The following is a 21,623-nucleotide window of genomic DNA, read 5'->3' as shown; positions in this document are numbered from 1 at the left end:
ATGAAAAAAAATTGGTGGCAAGAAGCGGTTATTTATCAAATATATCCAAGAAGTTTTAACGATAGTAACGGTGATGGGATTGGAGATTTACAAGGAATTATAGAGAAATTAGACTATTTAGAAAAATTAGGCGTCGATGCTATTTGGTTAAGCCCAGTTTATCAATCTCCTAATGATGATAATGGTTATGATATTAGTGATTACGAAACTATTATGACCGAATTTGGTACCATGGAAGATATGGAATGTTTAATTCGTGAAGGGAAAAAAAGAGGCATCTACATCATTATGGATTTAGTCGTGAACCATACGTCTGATGAACATGCTTGGTTTATTGAAGCTAAACAATCAACAGATAATCCTTACCGTGATTATTATATTTGGCGAGATCCAGTAGAAGGTAAAGTGCCTAATGATTTACGCTCTAATTTTAGTGGCTCTGCTTGGGAATATTCTGAAGAAACCGGTCAATACTACCTTCATTTGTTTAGTAAAAAACAACCAGACTTAAATTGGGAGAATCACGAGTTACGCCAAAAAATTTATACTATGATGAATTTTTGGATAGATAAAGGAATTGGTGGTTTCCGAATGGATGTGATTGATCTAATTGGTAAAGTACCAGATGAAGAAATCATTAGTAATGGGCCTATGCTTCATCCTTATCTAAAAGAGATGAACCAAGCGACTTTTGGCGGTAAGAATTTATTAACAGTAGGCGAAACTTGGGGAGTTACACCAGAAATTGCTAAGCTCTATTCAAATCCTAATGGAGAAGAGCTATCTATGGTGTTTCAGTTTGAACACATTATGTTAGATCAACAACCAGGAAAAGAAAAATGGGATTTAAAACCTTTAAATTTACTAGAGCTAAAAAAAGTGTTATCAAAATGGCAAACAGAATTAAAAGGTGAAGGTTGGAATAGTTTGTTTTGGAATAATCATGATCTACCAAGAATTATTTCACGTTGGGGAAATGATGAAAGCTATCGCGTTGAAAGTGGTAAAATGTTTGCTATTTTACTGCATTTAATGCAAGGAACGCCGTATATTTATCAAGGAGAAGAAATTGGTATGATTAATACACCTGTAAAGGATATTTCTGAACTGGCAGACATTGAAAGTTTAAATATGTACCATGAACGTCTGCAACAAGGCTATGATAAATCAACGATTATGGCTTCTTTAAATGTTAAGGGACGTGATAATGCTAGAAGACCAATTCCTTGGAACAATACCACACATGGAGGATTTACAACAGGAACACCTTGGCTTTCTTTAAATTCAAATTATAAAGAAATTAACGTAGCAGATACGTTAAAAGATCCTAACTCACTATTTTATACTTATCAAAGATTGATTCAGTTGAGAAAAAATAATCCTATCGTAGTTAAAGGAAGTTATCAGCTATTGTTAGAAGATGATCCTGATATTTTTAGCTATCTGAGAGAGCTAGATGGTATTCGTTGGTTAGTAGTGGCTAATTTTTCTGATCAACAGGTAAGTACCTCTTTTCCAAAAGAAATGCAGCCTCATCGGTTAATTATTAATAATTATAATCAGACTTTTTATGAGGATTTAGAGAGAATAACTTTACGACCTTATGAAACGTTTGTAGTGGAATTAAAGTAGTCTAATCTTAACCTGGCAATCATGGATACTTGATGATTGCTAGGTTATTTGAGTGGTTAAGTATAAGAAATTATCTACTAGGACAGAAGTTATTTGGTTTAGAGTGATTGACAAGTTATTTATCTTTCGTTAAGATGGTTAGTCATAAAGACGATTAATAAAAAAGAAGGATAAAATTATGTGGACACTACAAACAACAGATCAAAGTTTACACCAACCGTTTCAAAAAATGAAAACGTTTTTTGAGAGGCAGACAGCTTTATTTCCTTGTCAGATTGTGGCAAAAGAAAGTGATTCTTTTCGAATAGAGATGGATCAACAACAGCAGCAAGCTATTATTTATTATCCTACTCGGGTCACTTTTTTTAGAGGACTAAGCTTGTTGAAACAACTGTATCCGCAACAGATTCATGACTATGAAGAAACTGCACATTTTAAAGAATTAAATTTTTTATTGGAAGCTTCTAGAAATGCTGTGATGAAAGTCGACATGGTAGAAAATTATGTGATATTACTGGCTGCTATGGGTTACACTGGTTTGTACTTATATACGGAAGATACTTATGAGATAAAAGAGGATCCTTATTTTGGTTACATGCGTGGCCGGTATCAAGAGGAAGAATTAAAACATATCGATCAAGTGGCTCAATCTTTTGGAATTGAAGTGGTACCCTGTATTCAAACTCTTGCTCATTTGACTCAAGCCCTAAAATGGGAACATCTAGCCCCTATAAAAGAAGATGCTAATACGTTACTTGTTGAAGAACCACAGACGTATGAATACATTGACCAGATGATTAGTCAAATGGCTAGCTTGTTTACTAGCCGAAAAGTCCACATTGGGATGGATGAGTCTTACGGAGTAGGAGTGGGCAACTATCTTCAAAAGCATAGGTATCAAAGTCGTTATCCTTTAATCAAAGCTCATTTAGATAAGGTGTTAGAAATAGTGGATAAGTACCAACTTCATCCTATTATCTGGAGTGATTTTATTTACCGAGTACTAGATGAAAAGAGCCAACCAGAATTATATTCACTGAATGCAGAGCTATCAAAAGAGAAGGCTAAAGAAATGCCTAAGTCTCTGACCTATGTTTTTTGGGATTACGGTGAACGTCAAGTAGAAAACTACCAAACCAGAATTGCCAATCATCAGTTGTTTGCTAAGGATTTAATGGTTGCAGGAGGTATTCATATTTACGGCAACCTTACACCTAACCATGGTAAATCTTTGATGACTTTAAAAGCTAATTTAGAAAGTTGTAAACAATCAGGTGTACAAAAAGTGATGGCGACGACTTGGGGAGATAATGGTCAAGAAGACAACCATTGGAATAGTTTACCTATCATGCAGTGGTATGCAGAGTACATGTATCAAACAGAGGTAGAAGAAAATTGGGTAGAACAACGTTTAGATACTTGTTTACAACCAAGTGCTTATAAAGAAATGATATCTATTCGCTATTTGGATGAAGTTCCAGGTGTTGAAGAAGGCAATCATTATATGGCTAATCCAAGTAAATATTTACTGTGGCAAGATCCTTTATTAGGACTGTTTGATTATCATGTGGCAAGTTATGAAAAATTAGGCTATCAGCTAGATAGATATTATCAAGAAAAAGAAACAGAATTAAGAAGTGGTTTGCTTAATTTAACAGGAATGACTGAATTAAATCAGCAATTCTATGCCCAGTTAAGCTGCGTGTTAAGTCGTAAAAGTACACTAGGGGTTAGAATGCAAACTTGTTATAAAAAAGGAGACAGTCTTATTTCTTTTATATCAGAATTAGAAGAATTGGAACAAGAGGTGGAAAAGTTAGCAGACTTACACCAAACCATTTGGTACACTCTTTACAAACCTTTTGGCTGGGAAGTATTAGCTAATCGATACGGAGGACTTATTCGGCGCTTAAAAGAAACTAACAAAATTATTCAGTGGTATAGCGACAATCAGTTAGCCAGTATTCCTGAATTAGAAGAAGAGCGGCTTCCTTATATGTTAGGGACCACACCTTTATCCATTAATGTGCCAGATTATCGTCAAATTGCTTTTACAGGATATAACTAATTAGAATAGGGATTAAGATGTGAGTATCTTTACTGGTTTCACAAATTATTAAACAAAAAGAATAGGTTTGTTCTGATAGAACTTTATAAATAAGTGCTTTTTTACAGGAGTATAACTATAACTTCTGAAAGAAAGCACTTATTTTTTGTGAAATAGTAAAGACTCGTGTAGACAAAGCATAGATATATCATGAAATTCCTATATTTCATCAATATATTTTACTGAATTTTATATGATATGATGTAGGTGCGTTAAGGATAGTTGTTGTGAACTGGTTCAAATGAAAAGGCTTTTACTGTTTAACCATGATATATCAATACATCGTGACGGTGTTTTAATAGTTAAACAAAAAGCTCCTTCATTTAATCGGTTTGACTGATAGTGTTAAAGATAAAAGAGTTTAAAGGAAATGAAAGCCTTTTATTTTGAGTTAACAAACACTTATATCCCTCATCAGAGATAACTAACACTCTGAATAGATAAAGAAAGGAACTTGCCGAATGAAAAAAAATAGAACAAAAACATTAAAGCAAAATTTGCCTTTACTATTAATGGCACTACCAGGTGCAGCTTGGTTGATTATCTTCTTCTACATTCCAGTTTTTGGAAATGTGGTAGCATTTAAAGATTTTCATTTAAGCCCTAATGGTTTCCTAGATAGTTTGAGAACAAGTCCTTGGGTGGGGTGGAATAACTTTAAGTTTTTATTCTCTTCATCTGATGCATTTATTATTACTAGAAACACCGTGTTATATAATGTAACATTTATTATTTTGAATTTATTGTTAGCGGTAACAATTGCTGTTGTTTTAAGTGAATTAAGATCTAAAAGAATGATTAAAATTTATCAAACTTCTATGTTACTCCCTTACTTTTTATCTTGGATTATTATTAGCTATTTCTTATATGCCTTTTTAAGTCCAGAACAAGGATTGTTTAATGCCATTATTACTAAAGGCGGGGGAGAAGCTATTGACTGGTATACTACTTCTAAATATTGGCCATACATTTTAATCTTTATGGGAGTTTGGAAGGGAATTGGTTACAATAGTATCATTTATTTTGCTTCTATCATGGGAATCGATCCAACTTATTATGAAGCTGCTGAAGTAGACGGAGCCAACAAATGGCAACAAATTCGTCACGTAACCATTCCACAATTAGTTCCTCTTATTACGATTTTAACTATTTTAGCTGTTGGAAATATTTTTAAAGCTGATTTTGGGTTATTCTTCCAACTACCTAAAAACTCAGGAGCTCTTTATAATGTGACAGCTGTTTTAGATACTTATGTGTATAACGGTTTAACAAGCACAGGAGATTTAGGAATGGCAGCCGCGGCTGGACTTTACCAATCTGTTGTAGGATGTATCTTATTAGTTGGGACTAACTTAATTGTGCGCCGTTTTGATAAAGGTTCCGCATTATTCTAAGAAAGGTGTTTGAAAATGAGAAAAAAGAAAAAAGTAGAATCCGTCAACGTTAAAGGTTTTGGCAAAAAAAGCAATATCTTTTTCAATATTTTAATCGCACTTGTGGCATTTTCTTGCGTCTTTCCATTTTTATTTGTTATTGTCATTTCATTAACTAGTGAGCAATCTCTGGTTCATAATGGTTATCAATTAATTCCACAAGAATGGAGTTTAGATGGATATCGTTATTTATACACGATGAAAGATAAATTACTACAAGCTTTGTTTATCACTGTTTTTGTTACGATATTTGGCACGTTAGTCAATGTTACTTTTACTTCAACTTACGCTTATGCCATTTCTCGTCCAACATTTAAATATCGTCGTTTCTTTACGTTGTTTGCCTTAGTAACTATGTTATTCAGTGCTGGAATGGTACCAAGCTATATCGTTATGACTAACATGCTTCATTTAAAAGACACCATTTGGGCATTGATTTTACCTATGGCACTTAGCCCATTTAATATTATTGTGATGCGAACATTCTTTAGACGTTCTGTACCAGATGCTATTATTGAGTCAGCAAAAATTGACGGTGCAGGAGAACTACGGACGTTTATCCAAATCGTATTACCTTTAGCAGTACCAGGTATTGCTACAATCAGTCTCTTTGCTGCATTAGCTTATTGGAATGATTGGTTTAATGCACTTCTTTACATTCAAAGTGATAATTTAGTTCCACTTCAATACTTGTTGATGAAAATCCAAAACAATATTGATTATATGACTAAAAACGCTGCAATGAGTGCTGCTTTAAGTGGAGTAGGAGGAAGTATTCCAAAAGAAGCAACTCGTATGGCTATGGTAGTTATTTCCACTTTACCAATTGCAGCAAGTTATCCGTTTTTCCAACGCTATTTTGTTAGTGGTTTAACAATTGGCGGGGTTAAAGAGTAAATTTGTTCTGAGTAATCAGAGCTAATATAAAAATTAAGGGGGATTTATCAATGAATTGGTCGTTTAAAAAAACGGTATTAACAGGGGCAACAGTCGCTTTATGTGCAGGCACATTAGCTGGTTGTGGGTCACTACAAGGGGACAAACAAAAAGCGAAAGGTAAAGACGGCGAAGAAACTATTTTGATGTACAAAGTTGGAGATAAACCGAAAAGCTACGACAAAACAATGGACTACATCAATGAAAAAATGAAAGATGAATTAGGTGTTAAGCTAAATATTCAATATATTGGTTGGGGAGATTTCGATAAAAAAATGCAAGTCATTACTTCTTCAGGTGAAGACTATGATATTGCTTTTGCCAATAGTTTTGCTTCTAACGCTCAAAAAGGTGCCTACGCTGATTTAACTGAATTAGCACCTAAATATGCAAAAGAAACCTATGAAAATTTAGATCCAGCCTACATTAAAGGAAATACAATTAATGGAAAATTATATGCAATGGGTGTGAATGCTAACGTGTTTGCTCAAACCATGTTTACATTCCCTAAAGCATTAATTGACAAATATAATTTTGATTTATCAACTGTGAAAACATTGGCAGATTTAGAACCAATGCTTGAAACAATTAAAGAAAAAGAACCACAATTAACTACTATCGCAGCTGGCCAAGGTCTACGTATTGGTCGTAACATTGACTATGTTTTTGACAATAACTTCCCAGTAGCAGTAGATATTAATGGCGATAAAACTAAAATTATCAACCCATTTGAATCTTCAGATACATTAAAAGAAGACTTAGCAACTATGCATAAATTCTATGAAAAAGGTTTCGTACCAAAAGATGCTGCAACTAGCAATACTGAGTATAACTTAAAAGACAATACTTGGTTCATGCGTCTTGAAACTCAAGGACCTTTCGATTACGGTGATAGCTTATTAACACAAGCAGCTCAACGTGAATTAATCTCTGTTCCAATGACTAAACCACTAAAAAGTAATGCACAAGCACGGGTAGCTAACTATGTAGTATCTAGCACATCTAAGAAAAAAGAAAAAGCTCTTGAAGTTATTAACTTGATTAACACTGATCCAGATATTTTAACTACAATGGTTTATGGTCTTGAAGGAGATACATGGAAAAAACTAGATAATGACAGAATGGAAGTTACAGATAAATACGATGCACAAAATGTTATTTCTGGTGCGTGGATGACAGGGGACAATAGCAAACTGTACATCAACAAAAACATTACGGATGAACAAATCAAAGAACGTGATGCTTCTATTAAAGAAGCAGAAGAGTCACCATTACTTGGCTTTAACTTAGACACAAGTAACATTAAAACAGAAATCACTAACATTTCTAACGTATCTAACCAATACTTAGCAGGACTTCACACAGGAACTCTTGATCCAGAAAAAGCAGTTCCAGAGTTTAATGAAAAACTTAAAAAAGCAGGTATTGATAAAGTAATCAAAGAAGTACAAACACAATATGATGCATTTTTAAAAGAAAAGAAATAAGAGATGAGTGAGGGAGTAACGTCTGGGTATCTAATATATTCAGACGTTTTTCCTACTTATCTAGCTATTAGATAGAAGGGGGATTAATCATGGTAGAAAAAACAATTAAAGGTGGTATGGATAAGTTTTATTATTTGATGAAACTAAGTGCTTATTTCTGGGTGATTACATTATGTGGTGGCATTGTTTTGGGAATAGGGCCAGCTATTTTAGCGATTGCTAATAAATATCAAGAAGTAGAGTGGGATTTTCAAGAAATTCGCTTTAAAGAAGCTTGGACTGATTTTAAGCAATTTGCTAAAGTTGGAAATATGTACTTTTTAGGTTATCTATCCATATTAGCTTTACTTGTTTTTAGTTTAATTACTACGGTGCAGTGGTCAGGGCTACCTTTTTTAATCTTGGCTTTTATTATTTTAGGCTTATTATTCATGTTAGTTTATACTTTTTTTATCTTTCCCGTTATTTACAATTATTATGATATCTCTCTAAAGAACGGTTTAAAATTAGCCTTTGTTTTATTTTTCTATCAATGGAAATCTGTGGGAGCTTTCTTAATTTTTATGATTTTTATGGGAATTATTAACTATAAAGTGCCAGCTTTTCTTTTATTTATTACCAGCGGTGCTGTAGCTGTTTTTATGAGTCATTTTGGTAATAAGTTATTGAGTGAAATTGAATTAGCTGCAAACTAATATTTTTTCATTCAAAAAATCTATGGTACACTGGAAAAAATGAGTGAATCACAGAATAAGGATGAGCAAACATGTTAAGAGTAATGTTGGTTGACGATGAATATATGATTTTAGAAGGACTAAAAAAAATTATTAAATGGCAACAATTAGGTCTAGAAGTTGTGCAAACTTTTTTTACAGCAGAAGAAGCTCTAGCTTATTTAAAAGATCATACGGTAGATATTATTTTATCTGATATTTTATTTGCAGGTGGTATGACTGGATTAGATTTTTTAGAAACAGTCAAAAAAGACTATCCTTATATTGCCTTTATTTTACTAAGTGGTCATAGAGAATTCGATTATGCTAAACGTGCTGTAGCAGCTGGGGCAAGTGATTATTTAGTTAAACCAGTAGATAAAAAAGAGCTAGAAAAAACATTAATAAGAACCAAAGAAGAACATGTTCAACTACTAGAAAAAGAGCAACAGAGAAAATCTGATTTATTTTATACATGGCTTTCTGGCACAATGTCTGATGAAGATCTATTTACTTATTTATTTAGAAAAGAAAAGGCTAAATGGTTACCAGTCATTTGGCGTACAACAGGGACTGTAGTTTTACCAGTTTCAGCAGATTATGTAGCAATCCCTACTAAAAATCAAACGATTTTCTTAATGTGTCGGGCAACAGAATGGGCTAAAGTACGTCAATTATTACGTAGTTATGAGAAGAAACCGCAAGCGATTGTGGGAGAGGTGTTTGAAGATGGTAAGGGCTTAAAGACTTCATTTGATGCTTTAGAATTAGCTTTAGACACCTATTTATTTTATCGTAAGGAAGACGTGCAACCATTAAGTTCTTTCGAACAAGATACGCCGACAACGAAGATTGAAACCTTAGTGGAACAAATGACAAAAGTTAAAAGTAGTCAAGAGTTACACGAGGCATTAACGACAGCTTATGAGTTATATGTGACTTATTTAGTTCATCCAGAGTTAGTGAAACATTATACCCTTCGTTTAGAATTAGCGTTAGAGGAAAAAAATGCTAAAGAAGGCGGCCATGTTTCAGAAAAAAGATATTGGCAAATTCATCAATTAAATAAAATTGAAGACGTAGCCACTTATTTTCAAATATTGGAGAAAAATTATCAGTTTATTTTATCCGTTCAGTCTTATAGTCTTTTGACACAACAAACATTAAAATTGTTAAATGAACGGTATCAAGAAAATTTGTTGTTAAAAGATATTGCGGAAACTCTTCATGTGAACCCTATGTATTTAGGTCAAGTATTGAAAAAAGAAACGGGACACACGTTTTCAGAACTAATTAACGGAGTTCGAATAGAAAAATCTAAAGTATTACTATGTGAAACGGATCAAAGTATTCAAGAGGTAGCTTTAGCAGTTGGCTATGAACCACCTTATTATTACCGAGTTTTTAAGCGCTTTACAGAAATGTCACCAAAGGAATTTCGGGAAGCGTATTTAAATCATAAATAAAACAAAATTAAAGGTAGAAGGAGTCATTTATTATGTTAGTTGGCGCAATTGAAGCAGGAGGCACTAAGTTTGTTTGTGCTGTGAGCGATGAACAGTTAGAGATAAAAGAACGGGTGAGTATTCCTACCACTACTCCAGAAGAAACGATGAAAGCAGTATTTGCATTTTTTGATCAATATGAGCTATCTGCCATTGGGATTGGTTCATTTGGTCCGATTGATGTTAATCCGCAGTCTGAAACATATGGCTATATCACTTCAACACCCAAGGTAGCTTGGCAAAATTATCCTTTCTTATTAAAGGTGAAAGAACGTTACAATATACCTGTAGGTTGGACAACAGACGTTAATGCGGCAGCTTACGGAGAAATAAAAAAAGGAGCAGCACGTGGTAAAAGTAGCTGTATTTATATCACTGTGGGAACAGGAATTGGCGGGGGAGTCGTGATTGATAATCATGTAATCCATGGCTATGGTCATCCAGAACTTGGTCATATTTTAGTTCGCCGACATCCAGAAGATGAATATGCAGGTACTTGTCCATTTCACGGAGACTGTTTGGAAGGATTAGCAGCTGGTCCAGCGATTGAAAAACGGTTTGGTCTAAAAGGACAGGAATTAGATGAAAGTCATACGGCTTGGGATATTGAAGCTTATTATTTAGCTCAAGCTATGATGAACTATACCTTAGTTTTATCACCTGAGATGATTGTTTTAGGTGGTGGAGTGATGAAACAAGCACAACTATTCCCACTTATTTATAAGCACTATGAGCAACTGATGAACGGATATGTAGCCACTCCTAAGTTAGAGTCTTATATCGTTCCTTGTGGCTTAAAAGACAATGCAGGAATTACAGGATGTTTACTGTTAGCTTTAGATGAATGGCATAAAACCAACTAAAAAAATTCCCCTATCTAGTAATAGATAGGGGAGTTTTTTTAGTTGGAAGTAGTCCAACGAAGTGTTTGAATTTTAGCACCAGGAAGGGTAGTTTGTACAGGAATTTCTTTAAATTCTTCTAACATATTTGCTTCATGGGCTGTATAAGAAGGGATGCTTAAAGTTACTTGTGTTTCTTTTTGTTGAGATAAGTTAAAGCCACGAGTGACAATATCTTGGCCATTTTCGGCATGTTTTAAAGCAGTTAAAGCATATCCATCGCCATCAACTTTTAAAAATTGATGATTAGCTGCTAAGGAGCCTATATGGCAATCAGTTTGAACCAAGGTAGTTGGTATTTGGAATTGTTGTGCTCGGATAAATGATTGGGACATATCTTCTGATTCATCACCGTGTAATTCCACTGCATAGCGTACAGTTTGTTCTCCTAAACATTGAGCTTCTGGTGTTGGGAAATAACCCCAATCTCCTAATTCTCCAACACTACGTAATAAAGTTAAAGCGATAGTGTTATTTTCAGGTAAAACTTCGTACTCATTTAATCCATAATTAGCCACCGTCATGCCATGAGTTTTCTCATGAATGTTTACAAATGAATGTTGATGTTGTGGATTAGTTGGGTTTTGCCAAGTTTTTTCATTCACTTGATTAGGACGTTCAACTATTTCAAAAATACTTTCAACATAATGAACCTCAGTTTTTAATTCCGTTGGAAATAGAACACGTAATCTGTGATCTTTCATTTGGTTATTAAAGTGAGTCGTAAACATGACTTGTGGATTATCTTTTTCAACCCGTAAAATAGTTGTCAAAGTTAACGGAGCTAATGTTTGACTTCTTTTAGCTTGTCTTTGTCTCATTTCATACACAGCTTGTTGTTCTTTTTCTAATAGATCCTCAGCAGAAACTGGAATCATCATTTCTTGGGTTATTTTAACTTCTCCAACTAAAGAAGTATTGGTGATTACTTCAATTTGGGTATTGAACTGATGAGCATAAATAGCTTGATCTTCGTAAGGTTGTTTGAAAATATATTCATTTCCAATATCACCAACATTTTCAAAAATCAGTCCTTGTGGATACGTTTTTTGTCGTTGTTTATCTGTTAAGGTTATTAGACCATTTTCAGCTACCTCTACTTTTACTAGCTGATTTTCTAGTTGAACAGCGTTAGTATCTGTAATAATGACTGATTGTGTGACGGATTGTTTATTACCTTCTTTTAAAGCAAAAGTGGTCCAAGACATTCCTGGCATAGTTACTGGAACACGAACATTAATGTAAAGAGCCATATAAGGAATTCTAAAACGGTCTTTAGGTAGATCGTAATCAAATTGAATATCATGACCAGTAATTTCAGCTAAAACTTCTTCTCCTTGCTCGTTGATTACTACGAAATCAGCAAGAGATTCTGCTTCTTTTTCTAATTGATGGAATAATTGAGGAGGATGTCCTTCAGAGAAAGTCAGACGTTTCCATTCAATTTTTGTTTCCACCACACGAGTTAGTGTATGTCCAGATGTATTAAATAAGACAAAAGGCACACTATCTTTAGGAAAATTGTCTGTGTGAATTGCTTCAACTAATTGTTGGCTAGCTTCTTCGGCCACGAATTTACCAACTTCTTCAGCTTTTTCAAAGCGAGTCATCATTTCACGGTGAACTGAGTCAACACTACATCCGCAAATACTATCATGAGGATGGTTTTGCATCAATGTTTTCCAAGCGTAGCGTAAGGTGTCATGAGGATAGCTGTTAGTCACTTCGTAAGCCATAGTAGCTAAAGGTTCCGCTATGTTTTCTAGTTGACGCTGAACATCTGTATTTTTTTGTTTTAAATAAATACGAGCAGAAGCTGTGTTAGCCAATGTATACCAACCATCTGTTTCTTGACTAGTTAGCTCTCCGTTAACCGTACTTAAATTTTCAGGTAAATCAGCCATAACTGCTGTTAAATAGTCATCAAAATTACTATGGATAAATTCATAATCAGGATATAACTCATTAGCTAATTGAATGGCTGCAGTCACATCTTTTTGGACTGGTTGGTGATCGACTCCATTCATCATTAGTAAGTGTTTAGTAGAAGCATAACGTTCTGCCTCTGCTAATTTTTTATCCCAAAACTTGATAGCTTCTTCTTTAGTAGCTGGGATTTCATTTCCGTTACTGTACCAATTGGCAAACAATAAGCCAAAAATTTTAGAGTTATCGGGACCTTCCCACCACATTTCAGAAAATTGAGAGGTATATTTTTCATCATGAATGACAGCATTGTCAAAGCCAGTAGGTTTAACACCACGTCCAAAGGCGGCTGCTTTAATCCCTGCTTCTTGCATCATTTGAGGGGTTTGTCCCATATTGCCAAAGGTATCTGGAAAGTAGCCAAGCATGACAGGATCTCCCCATTTTTTACTTTCTTCCATCCCAATTAAGGTATTTCTTGCGTTAGCTTCACTACTGATTAAAAAATCATCTTGTAAGATATAAAAAGGGCCAATTTTTAATTTGCCAGCTGTAATAGCTTGTTGAACTTCTTCTTTTCTTTCAGGTCGAACTTCTAAATAATCATCTATAGCAATAGTTTGTCCATCTAGATGAAAACTATTAAAATCAGGATCTTCTTTAAATAAATCTAATAAATCATCCATCAATTGAATCAGTCTCATATGATGTTGTTCATATTGCATATACCATTCACGGTCCCAATGGCTATGAGAAATAATGTATACTTTTTTTTTGGTCATGTTAGTGATTCCTTTCAAAATTAGTTAGGGTAGTGAGCATCAATTCGAATGTCAAAATAATCCATCACAAGTTCACAAAACATCATATTTGCCCAAGAGAACCATTCTCTTGTAAAGTTATCTGGATTATTAACATCGAAACCTTCATGCATCAAGTTAGTTCCACCATCATTGGCTACTAATAAATCTAAAATTCTTTCTTTTTCTTTTTTATCTGGACTTGTTAGACCTTCAATCGATAAAGCAATCGGCCAAATATAGTTTTCAGGCGTATGAGAACTACCAATTCCTTTAGCATGAGTTCCTTCATAGTAATAAGGATTTTCTTGGCTAAGTAATGTTTGTCTTGTGGCTAAGTAAGTAGGATCTGTTTTATCGCAATAGCCTAGATAAGGTGCAGCCATTAAGCTAGGAACATTAGAGTCATCCATAATAGAGTAGTTACCAAAACCGTCTACTTCATAGGCATAAATTTCTTTGCCAGCCTGATTGTTAACTTTGGCATATTGTTTAATACCTTGATCAATATCTTCTTTTAAAGTGCCAGCTTTTTTGGCAATGTCTTCGTTATTAAAAATAGTTTGGTAAAGTTCCTCTAAATAACCTAACACTACAACGGCAAACATGTTAGAAGGAACTAAATAACCGTATTGGCAAGCATCATCACTTGGTCTAAAGCCAGACCAGGTCATGCCAGTTTCTTTGACAGGCGTTCCTTTACCGTCATGAGTTAAAGTATCTTCTTTTCGCCAAGTATCTCGTTCAAAAAGATATGGAGAATTTTCGTGTTGTTGTTCCACTTTCCAAAGATGTAAAATCTTTTTCACTCCTTCGTGGAAATCTTCATTGAAATGGCTTGTTTCGCCAGTTTGTTTATAAAGTAAATAAGCTAATTGAATAGGGTAACATAAGGAATCTACCTCATATTTTCTTTCCCAAATCCAAGGGTTCATCTCAGTTTTATCAGTTTGATGACCAGCTCCATTAGCTTCCTCGTTAAAGGCATTTGCATAAGGATCAATATTGATATACATAAATTGACGCTTAACAAGACCGGCAATTAATTGACGGATATCTTCATCTTCTTTAGCAATAATTAAATAAGGACGAAACTGAGCAGTGGAGTCTCTTAACCACATAGCAGGAATATCCCCAGTTAGTAGAAAAGTACTGCCATCTTCATAGCGTCTTACAGTAGTTAATAATGTATTAGCAAATCCTGCATTAAAATTTTTAGCCCAATGAGGATGACTTTCCTCACATTTTTGAGTCATATGATCCATAAATGTTTGTACTGATTTTGGAATTTCTTGATAAGCCATAGTCTAGTTCTCCTTTTTAATGATATATCAATTGTTTACAAAATACATTATATGGTATATCATGTTAAATGTCTAGCGCTTTCAAAAAAAGATTTTTTAGTGGAAATTTATGGTATTATATCAAAGAAGATAAAAGAAACTATTAGTAGAGAAAGCAATTAATAGGAGAGAATGATATGACAAAACAGCCTTTATATCAAAAGATATATCAAGACTTAAAATTAAAAATAATGAATCAAACTTATCAAGAGGGAGATCAGTTACCTACGGAGTTAGAGTTGGCGGACATGTATCAGGTGAGCCGTATTACTTCTAAACGTGCTCTAGTAGAGTTAGAAAATGACGGGTTTATTTACCGGTTAAGAGGCAAAGGAAGTTTTGTGTCCACACAGGAAGAGAAGCCAGTATTTTTAGAGGATAAGACAGATGTATTATTCATGTTGCCCTTTGCAGAAGACCCAGGTTTTGGTAACTATGCCCAAGGAATTATGAATTATCTAGAACAAACCAATTACCGGCTACATATTCAACCTCATCAATCTTTTAGTTTAGAAGAGAGACAAAAGTTGTTAGCTGAATATGCTGGTTTGATTTACTACCCAAGAGGAACTCAAGAAAGTTTAGATTTTTTATATCAGTGTTATTTAGAGAAAATGCCAGTGGTACTATTAGATAAAACGGTTGAGAATATTCCGTTTCCTTCTGTATTGGCAGATAATGAATTAGGTGGCTTTTTAGCTACTGAACATTTACTAGGGGAACAGTGTGAGGAAGTTTGGTTTATAAGTACAGAACCTTTAGCAGAAATTTCTTCTGTAAGAGATCGTTATTTTGGCTATTTAAAAGCTCTTCACCAACAAGGAAAAGAAGGTCGTCACTTTGCTAAAGAAAGTGGTGAAAATCTTCCCAACTTTTTTGATGACATTATCAAGGAGATTGGTGGAAAGAAAGAAAAAATTGGGTTAGTCGTGGAAAATGATGTTATCGCCATTCGCTTAATGACTGCTTTGAAAAAATTAGAGATCCAAATACCTGAGCAGGTTGCCTTAGTTGGCTTTGATAATATTCAAGCGGCAAGTTTAGTCGATCCTAAATTAACCACCTTATCACAAGATTTTTATCAAATGGGAAAAACTGCAGCTAAACTATTGATGGAGCACTTACATCAGCCAGTTAGCTCTCAACGACCAAAAGTGATTCCTGTTGATTTAATTATAAGAGGCAGTTCAAAAGAAAGGGACAAAGGAGTAGATTAACTATGACAACAGATTTATCTCAACTTTTTTCAGACTATTCAGAGGTTTACACTAGAGGAGAGTATCTTACTTTTCCTAATAAGATTATCGCTATTCAGTTTAGAGGAAAATTTTACCGATTTGAACAAGCTAATCAAGTGATTGAAAAAGAGAGTCCAAGTTTTATTAAATGGGTGACAGGGGAAGAAAGCCAGCCAGCAGATATTGTTTTTTCTCATGAATTTGACCGCAATTTAAAACCAGATGGCTTTAGTTTAGAAGTAACTGATAAAGCTATTACGGTGAAAACTAAAAACATGCGCGGCTTTCGTTATGCCAAAGAAGCATTTTTCAAGTTATGGCAAGTGAGTGAAACAGGGATAAATTGTCCACTGATATCTATTTACCATACGCCTTCTTTCCAACTAAGAGGAGTAATTGAAGGATTTTATGGTATTCCTTGGACTCATGAAGATCGTTTAGATTGTCTACATTTTTTAGGAGAACATCGGTTAAATACGTATATGTATGCGCCTAAAGATGATGAATACCAACGTAAATTATGGCGCAAACCTTATCCAGAACAAGAGTTAGACAAGTTTAAAGAACTGTTAGTTGTAGCTGAGGAAGAACAAGTTGATTTTTGGTACATGATTAGTCCAGGAAATGATATAGCTTATACGCAACCTGAAGAGATGAAAGTGTTAACAGATAAATTAGATCAACTGATTAATTTAGGCATTCGGCACTTTGGTTTATTATTAGACGACATTGACTATATTCTAAAAGGAGAAGCGAAGAAAAGATTTTCTTCATCAGCTAGTGCTCATGCTTTTATTATTTCTCAAGTTGATCAGTATTTAAGCCAAGTACTACATGATTATCAACTAGTGGCTTGTCCAACAGAATATGATAATTCCCATGATTCCCTTTATTTAGAACAATTAAACGAAGAACTTCCTAGTCATATTCCATTATTTTGGACAGGACCAAGTACACTAGCATCACATATTAGAACCAAAGATATTGAGTTAATGGCTAGTATTTATCAACGTCCTATGATTATCTGGGATAATGTTCCTGTTAATGACTATCAAAAAGATTATGAGTTACTTTTTATGAGCCCATATGAAAATCGGTCACCTTATTTAAATCAAGCATCATTTAATGTGCAAGGGATTGTTTCAAACCCAATGGCTCAGTGGGAAATATCTAAGTTAACTGTGGATAATATGAGTCGTTATTTATGGGATACCCAGGCCTATAAAGTGGTTCATGCTTGGCAAGAAACCTTAGAACATTACACGGGTTCCACTGAATTAGCGGAGGCACTTAAAATATTTGCTTGGCACAATCAAAATAAATATACACAGGAGCCAATTCCTTTTGACATTAAAGAAGGCATTCGCTTGAAGGATACTGAAAAGTTAACAGCTTATTTAGAGCAGTTGCTAAAAGCAAGTAGACAGTTAAAAGAAATCGACCAGCCTGCTTTTCAGGAAAAAATAGCGCCTTGGTTAGCAAGATGTGAAAAAGACTGGCAGTTTTGGCAAACCATCTTAACAGAAGACTGCCAAAAGATTGCCAAAGAAAAAGAGCAATTACTGACTTATCCACATAGAATTGGAACTAATATTCCTATGAATTATTTAGAGAAACACTAAGGTAGTAAAACCCGAATATCTCAAGGTATTCGGGTTTTATGCTAAACTAAAAGAAAAGAAGTAGTGGGAAAGGAGGAAAAAGATGTTTAAACGAAAAAATAAACAGACCATGTTAAATTTAATGCGGCTTTACTCATCTATTATGATAGGGATTATTAGTGTGTTTGCGTTAATCGTCAGTGGGGTAAACATTTATAATAGTTATAACGAGGCAAATAATGTGATTGAGCGAGCTTCTTATCAAACGACTCAGTTTTTAAATGAAAAAGATCAAATTTTACTACGAGTAGCTAAAGACTTAACGGATTCTCCTAAAAAAATTCAGAACCTATCTAAATATTTTCAACTAAATCAAGCAGATTATCTTGCTTACTCTTTACATGGCTATCAAGCAGAAACCCAAGATAATTTTTTCTATTTACCTAATTTTTCCACCGAGTTTTTTTTCGTTTATCCAGATATTGCTGGTTTAGGGATTTCCTTTACTGAGGAAAAACAGGCTTTTTATAGTACTCAAAAATTAAAAGAAGGACAAAAAAGAGATAAATTGACGCAAAAAGATCAATATATCCAACTAGCTAGACCTTTAATTAATCCAGATAATCTAGAAACGGTAGGGATTGTGTCTTTAGATATTGAGAAAACCGCATTAATCAAAGAGTTAGCTAATATTTGTGAGCGGTATCCAGCAGTAGAAGTTTTTGCGATTAAAAATACTAATGATGTGGCTTTTCAGTATTCCCCCACCCCCCAACCTTTTGTTGACCGGATTAGTAAGTTGAGTGAACTTGTGGATAAACAGGATAGGTACTATCAATATAGTACTGCCTCGGGAATAGATGTCGTAGCTAAAATTTCTACTGTGGCAGTGATTAAACAAGAACTTAGTCGGTTGTGGCTTATTCTATTTATTAGTTTAGTGTTAGATGTCATTTTAATTGTGACCCTTAGATTAACCTTTAAAGATTATGTTGCCGAAGTCACTCATATTAATAATGAATTACATCAAGTGGCTAAGGATGATAAAATTCAGCGGATTTCAGTAGACAATCAAGAAGGAGAATTAGCAGAGATAGCGGCAAATATCAACCATATGATTGACCGGATTAATCAATATATTCAAGATATTTATCAATTAGAGATTGAACAAAAAGATGCACATATGAAAGCTCTGCAAGCTCAGATTAATCCTCATTTTCTATATAATACATTAGAGTATATTCGCATGTATGCAGTCAATATTGAAGCAGAGGAACTAGCAGATGTGGTCTATGCTTTTGCTAGTTTATTACGGAATAATATTTCCCAAGAAAAAACGACCACATTGGAACAAGAATTACTTTTCTGTGAAAAATATGTATATTTATATCAAATGCGCTATCCTCACAGAATTGCCTATTCTTTTTCATTAGATGAAGAATTAAGGGAGTTAGAATTACCTAAATTTACGTTACAACCTTTAGTAGAAAATTATTTTGTTCACGGGATTGATTATAGCCGGGTGGATAATGCGTTGCGAGTTGTTGCAGTAAAAGAAGGATCCTTTGCTAAAATTATGATTGAAGATAACGGTCGGGGAATGTCTTCTTTAGAGAAAGAAAAATTATTAACCAAATTAGAAGAGCCGGCTATTTTACATAAATCTATTGGGGTACAAAATGTAAATGAACGCTTGAAAGGCTATTTTGGTGAAACTTACCGCTTTACATTAACCACAAGTTCTAGTGGTGGAGTGTTAATTACTTTATATTTACCTATTCTTACCTAAAAATAGAACTGCCTCTCTTATGATGTTATCAAATAAGAGAGGCAGTTTTTTTAAGTGGAAGAAGTTGGAAAAAGCAACTGTAAAATGTCTTCTGTAGTAATTTGATAAATAGCTGTGTCAGAAGTAAGTAACTTAGATTTAACTGCTTCGTAGGTAAAGGGACAATTTTCTAAACTTTCTTCCAGTTGTTCTATATGACCAGTTGTAAAAAAGTCTCCAGTAAACTGGATGTGTTGGATTAGTCCAGCCTTTATATCAGCTGCAATAGTTAAGTGACCACCTTTAAGTTTGGTAGATTGAGTTAAGGAAACTGGTGGGTTTTTCCCTATTAGCCAATCAGGGTTTTCAAATAATTGATGCTGAATTAGCTGGATATGGGTGACTTCTTCAGGTTTTAATGTATAAGATTGAATAGGGTGGCTAGCCATTAGATAGTGTAAAAATAACTCTTTAAATTCCTTTGCTGAGTAAGATTCAGTTAAGTAATCTGTTAGGTTGGCTACTCTCGATTTTACTGATTGAATGCCTGCCTGAGCCATAGTGTATTTAGGGGCTTTAAGGTAGCGAGTCATACTATCTAGGTCGGTTTGAAACAATAAACTTCCATGATGTAACGTATAACCATGCCGACTAGCCTGAGCATTTCCAGAGATTTTTTTGTTGTGTAGTAATAAATCATTTCGAGTATCACAGGTAACAGCTAGGTGAAAGCTGTTTAACACGTTAATAATTGGTTTAAGATAGTCAGAAAAATCAATTTCTTGGCTGTTTTTAGGAATAATAAAACTAAATTGAAACCCTCCAAGATCCGTATAAATACAGCCACCACCAGTTGTTCGTCTAACTAGTTGGATTTGATCTTTCTGAAGGAGAGGCAAGTCCACTTCTTGATAAATGTTTTGATATCTACCAAGCATAACGGTTGGTTCAGTTTGCCAAAATAAAAAAACAGGTTCTGTTAGTGTTTGAGTTTGGCATAGATATTCCTCTACGGCTAAGTTAAAAGTTGGGGAAGTTGACTGGGTTTCTATATAAATCATATTGAATGCCCACCTAATGTTAAAGCTTCCTTAGCTCGGTAAGAACTTCTAACTGTCGGTGAACTGGCAACAAATTTAAATCCTTTTGCCATGCCTAACCGGTAGTAGTCTTTAAAAGTGTCAGCTGGTACATACTCTTTTAAAGGATAGTGCCGACTAGATGGTTGTAAATATTGACCGATTGTAAAAAAATCTACCCCTACAGCTAAAGCATCAGTCATAGCTTGTTCTACTTCTTCTTTTGTTTCACCTAAACCAAGCATAATACCTGTTTTAGTATAGATGTTTGGAGCTTGGGTATGAATGTAATGAAGCACCGAAAGTGAGCGTTCATAGGTTGCTCGGTGTCTGACTTGTTTAGATAAACGAGCCACTGTTTCAATATTATGATTAATAATGTCAGGTTTTGCTTGAATAATCTGATCTAGACTATCAGGATTTCCTAAAAAGTCTGGAATTAACACTTCAATTTTAGTGTCAGGACTTTGTTCTTTTAATGCGGCAATCGTTTTGGCAAATTGACTAGCGCCACCATCTGCCAAGTCATCTCTAGCCACACTAGTAATAACAACGTGGCCTAGTTCGAGTTGTTGACTAGCTTTAGCCAAGTGAATAGGTTCTAAAGGGTCGACTGCCTCCATATGACCAAACGTTACGTCACAAAAACGACAATTTCTTGAGCAATGTTTACCGAGGATCATAAAGGTAGCTGTTCCGTTAGTATAGCATTCACCTAAATTAGGGCAAGAAGCTTCGCTACAGACCGTATTTAAAGCTAGTTGAGACATAATTTGATTCATTTGTGTTACTTTTTGTTGGTTAAAGCGAATTCGTGGTTTTATTTGAGTCATAAGCTAGCCTCCTCTATTTGAGCGACTAAATCATTTAAGTATAAAACAGTTCCTTCTGGTTGATAATGTTTAGTGACAATACCAGAATAAGGACATTCAATTTCATGTACAGCTTTGTCTGTTTCAACTTCGTATAACACTTCATCTTTTTCAATGAAATCCCCTACATTTTTTAACCAAGAAACAAGCATTCCTTTTTCCGTTTTAGCTGTTAATTTTGGAAACGTCACATCATAAAGCATCGTTAGTCTTCTCCCTTCAAAATCAAATCTAAATTTATCTTAACGGATGGCTATTTAAAGAAAAAGAGTAGAAGGAAA

General features: G+C 34.4%; 16 protein-coding genes. 11 read left to right on the top strand and 5 right to left on the bottom strand.

Annotated features, from left to right (window positions below):
• The 8 genes from C7P63_RS08600 to C7P63_RS08565 all read left to right on the top strand — a co-directional run bounded on the left by C7P63_RS08600 (window position 1) and on the right by C7P63_RS08565 (window position 10,676).
• On the top strand, window positions 1-1,632 hold the full coding sequence (locus tag C7P63_RS08600) for a glycoside hydrolase family 13 protein (protein WP_125943749.1): 1,632 nt from the start codon (window positions 1-3) through the stop codon (window positions 1,630-1,632).
• A 178-nt stretch (window positions 1,633-1,810) separates the two neighbouring features.
• Window positions 1,811-3,700 (top strand): beta-N-acetylhexosaminidase, encoded by a 1,890-nt coding sequence (locus C7P63_RS08595; protein WP_125943748.1) that lies wholly within the window; start codon window positions 1,811-1,813, stop codon window positions 3,698-3,700.
• Window positions 3,701-4,200: 500 nt separating this feature from the next.
• Window positions 4,201-5,133: an ABC transporter permease gene (locus C7P63_RS08590; protein WP_207853020.1), complete on the top strand. Its 933-nt coding sequence runs from the start codon at window positions 4,201-4,203 to the stop codon at window positions 5,131-5,133.
• A gap of 15 nt (window positions 5,134-5,148) precedes the next feature.
• Window positions 5,149-6,069, top strand: coding sequence for a carbohydrate ABC transporter permease (locus C7P63_RS08585; protein WP_125943747.1), 921 nt, complete (start codon window positions 5,149-5,151; stop codon window positions 6,067-6,069).
• Between the two features lie 50 nt (window positions 6,070-6,119).
• On the top strand, window positions 6,120-7,595 hold the full coding sequence (locus C7P63_RS08580) for an ABC transporter substrate-binding protein (protein WP_125943746.1): 1,476 nt from the start codon (window positions 6,120-6,122) through the stop codon (window positions 7,593-7,595).
• Between the two features lie 89 nt (window positions 7,596-7,684).
• Window positions 7,685-8,290: a DUF624 domain-containing protein gene (locus C7P63_RS08575; RefSeq protein ID WP_125943745.1), complete on the top strand. Its 606-nt coding sequence runs from the start codon at window positions 7,685-7,687 to the stop codon at window positions 8,288-8,290.
• Between the two features lie 71 nt (window positions 8,291-8,361).
• The gene (locus C7P63_RS08570; RefSeq protein WP_125943744.1) at window positions 8,362-9,774 is read left to right on the top strand and encodes a response regulator transcription factor; all 1,413 of its coding nucleotides are present in this window, start codon (window positions 8,362-8,364) and stop codon (window positions 9,772-9,774) included.
• 32 nt (window positions 9,775-9,806) lie between these two features.
• A complete protein-coding gene (locus C7P63_RS08565; RefSeq protein WP_125943743.1) occupies window positions 9,807-10,676 on the top strand; it encodes an ROK family protein in 870 nt (289 codons plus the stop codon).
• Window positions 10,677-10,714: 38 nt separating this feature from the next.
• Here C7P63_RS08565 and C7P63_RS08560 read toward each other — a convergent pair whose 3' ends face one another.
• Both C7P63_RS08560 and C7P63_RS08555 read right to left on the bottom strand, forming a co-directional pair.
• Entirely contained in the window at window positions 10,715-13,423 is a 2,709-nt protein-coding gene (locus tag C7P63_RS08560) for an alpha-mannosidase (protein ID WP_125943742.1), read from the bottom strand.
• Between the two features lie 20 nt (window positions 13,424-13,443).
• A complete protein-coding gene (locus tag C7P63_RS08555) occupies window positions 13,444-14,745 on the bottom strand; it encodes a glycoside hydrolase family 125 protein (protein ID WP_125943741.1) in 1,302 nt (433 codons plus the stop codon).
• A 176-nt stretch (window positions 14,746-14,921) separates the two neighbouring features.
• Between C7P63_RS08555 and C7P63_RS08550 the strand changes: the two genes are divergently transcribed.
• The 3 genes from C7P63_RS08550 (at window position 14,922) to C7P63_RS08540 (ending at window position 19,412) form a co-directional block, all read left to right on the top strand.
• Window positions 14,922-16,001, top strand: coding sequence for a GntR family transcriptional regulator (locus C7P63_RS08550; RefSeq protein ID WP_125943740.1), 1,080 nt, complete (start codon window positions 14,922-14,924; stop codon window positions 15,999-16,001).
• A gap of 2 nt (window positions 16,002-16,003) precedes the next feature.
• Window positions 16,004-17,644, top strand: a complete 1,641-nt coding sequence (locus C7P63_RS08545) for a protein O-GlcNAcase (protein WP_125943739.1) — start codon at window positions 16,004-16,006, stop codon at window positions 17,642-17,644.
• Between the two features lie 82 nt (window positions 17,645-17,726).
• Window positions 17,727-19,412, top strand: coding sequence for a sensor histidine kinase (locus tag C7P63_RS08540; protein ID WP_125943738.1), 1,686 nt, complete (start codon window positions 17,727-17,729; stop codon window positions 19,410-19,412).
• Window positions 19,413-19,462: 50 nt separating this feature from the next.
• On the opposite strand, the gene lplA is transcribed toward C7P63_RS08540, so the two are convergent.
• The 3 genes from lplA to C7P63_RS08525 are packed head-to-tail and all read right to left on the bottom strand — an operon-like array spanning window position 19,463 to window position 21,545.
• Window positions 19,463-20,452 (bottom strand): lipoate--protein ligase, encoded by a 990-nt coding sequence (lplA, locus tag C7P63_RS08535; RefSeq protein WP_125943737.1) that lies wholly within the window; start codon window positions 20,450-20,452, stop codon window positions 19,463-19,465.
• Window positions 20,449-21,303, bottom strand: a complete 855-nt coding sequence (gene lipA / locus C7P63_RS08530; protein ID WP_125943736.1) for a lipoyl synthase — start codon at window positions 21,301-21,303, stop codon at window positions 20,449-20,451. Before lipA ends, lplA begins: the two co-directional genes overlap by 4 nt.
• Window positions 21,300-21,545: a biotin/lipoyl-containing protein gene (locus C7P63_RS08525; protein ID WP_125943735.1), complete on the bottom strand. Its 246-nt coding sequence runs from the start codon at window positions 21,543-21,545 to the stop codon at window positions 21,300-21,302. Before C7P63_RS08525 ends, lipA begins: the two co-directional genes overlap by 4 nt.
• Window positions 21,546-21,623 lie beyond the last annotated feature (78 nt).

The sequence above is a fragment of the Vagococcus humatus genome (genome assembly GCF_003950325.1).
GTDB lineage: Bacteria > Bacillota > Bacilli > Lactobacillales > Vagococcaceae > Vagococcus_C > Vagococcus_C humatus.
This window is presented reverse-complemented; position numbering and strand designations above follow the sequence as displayed.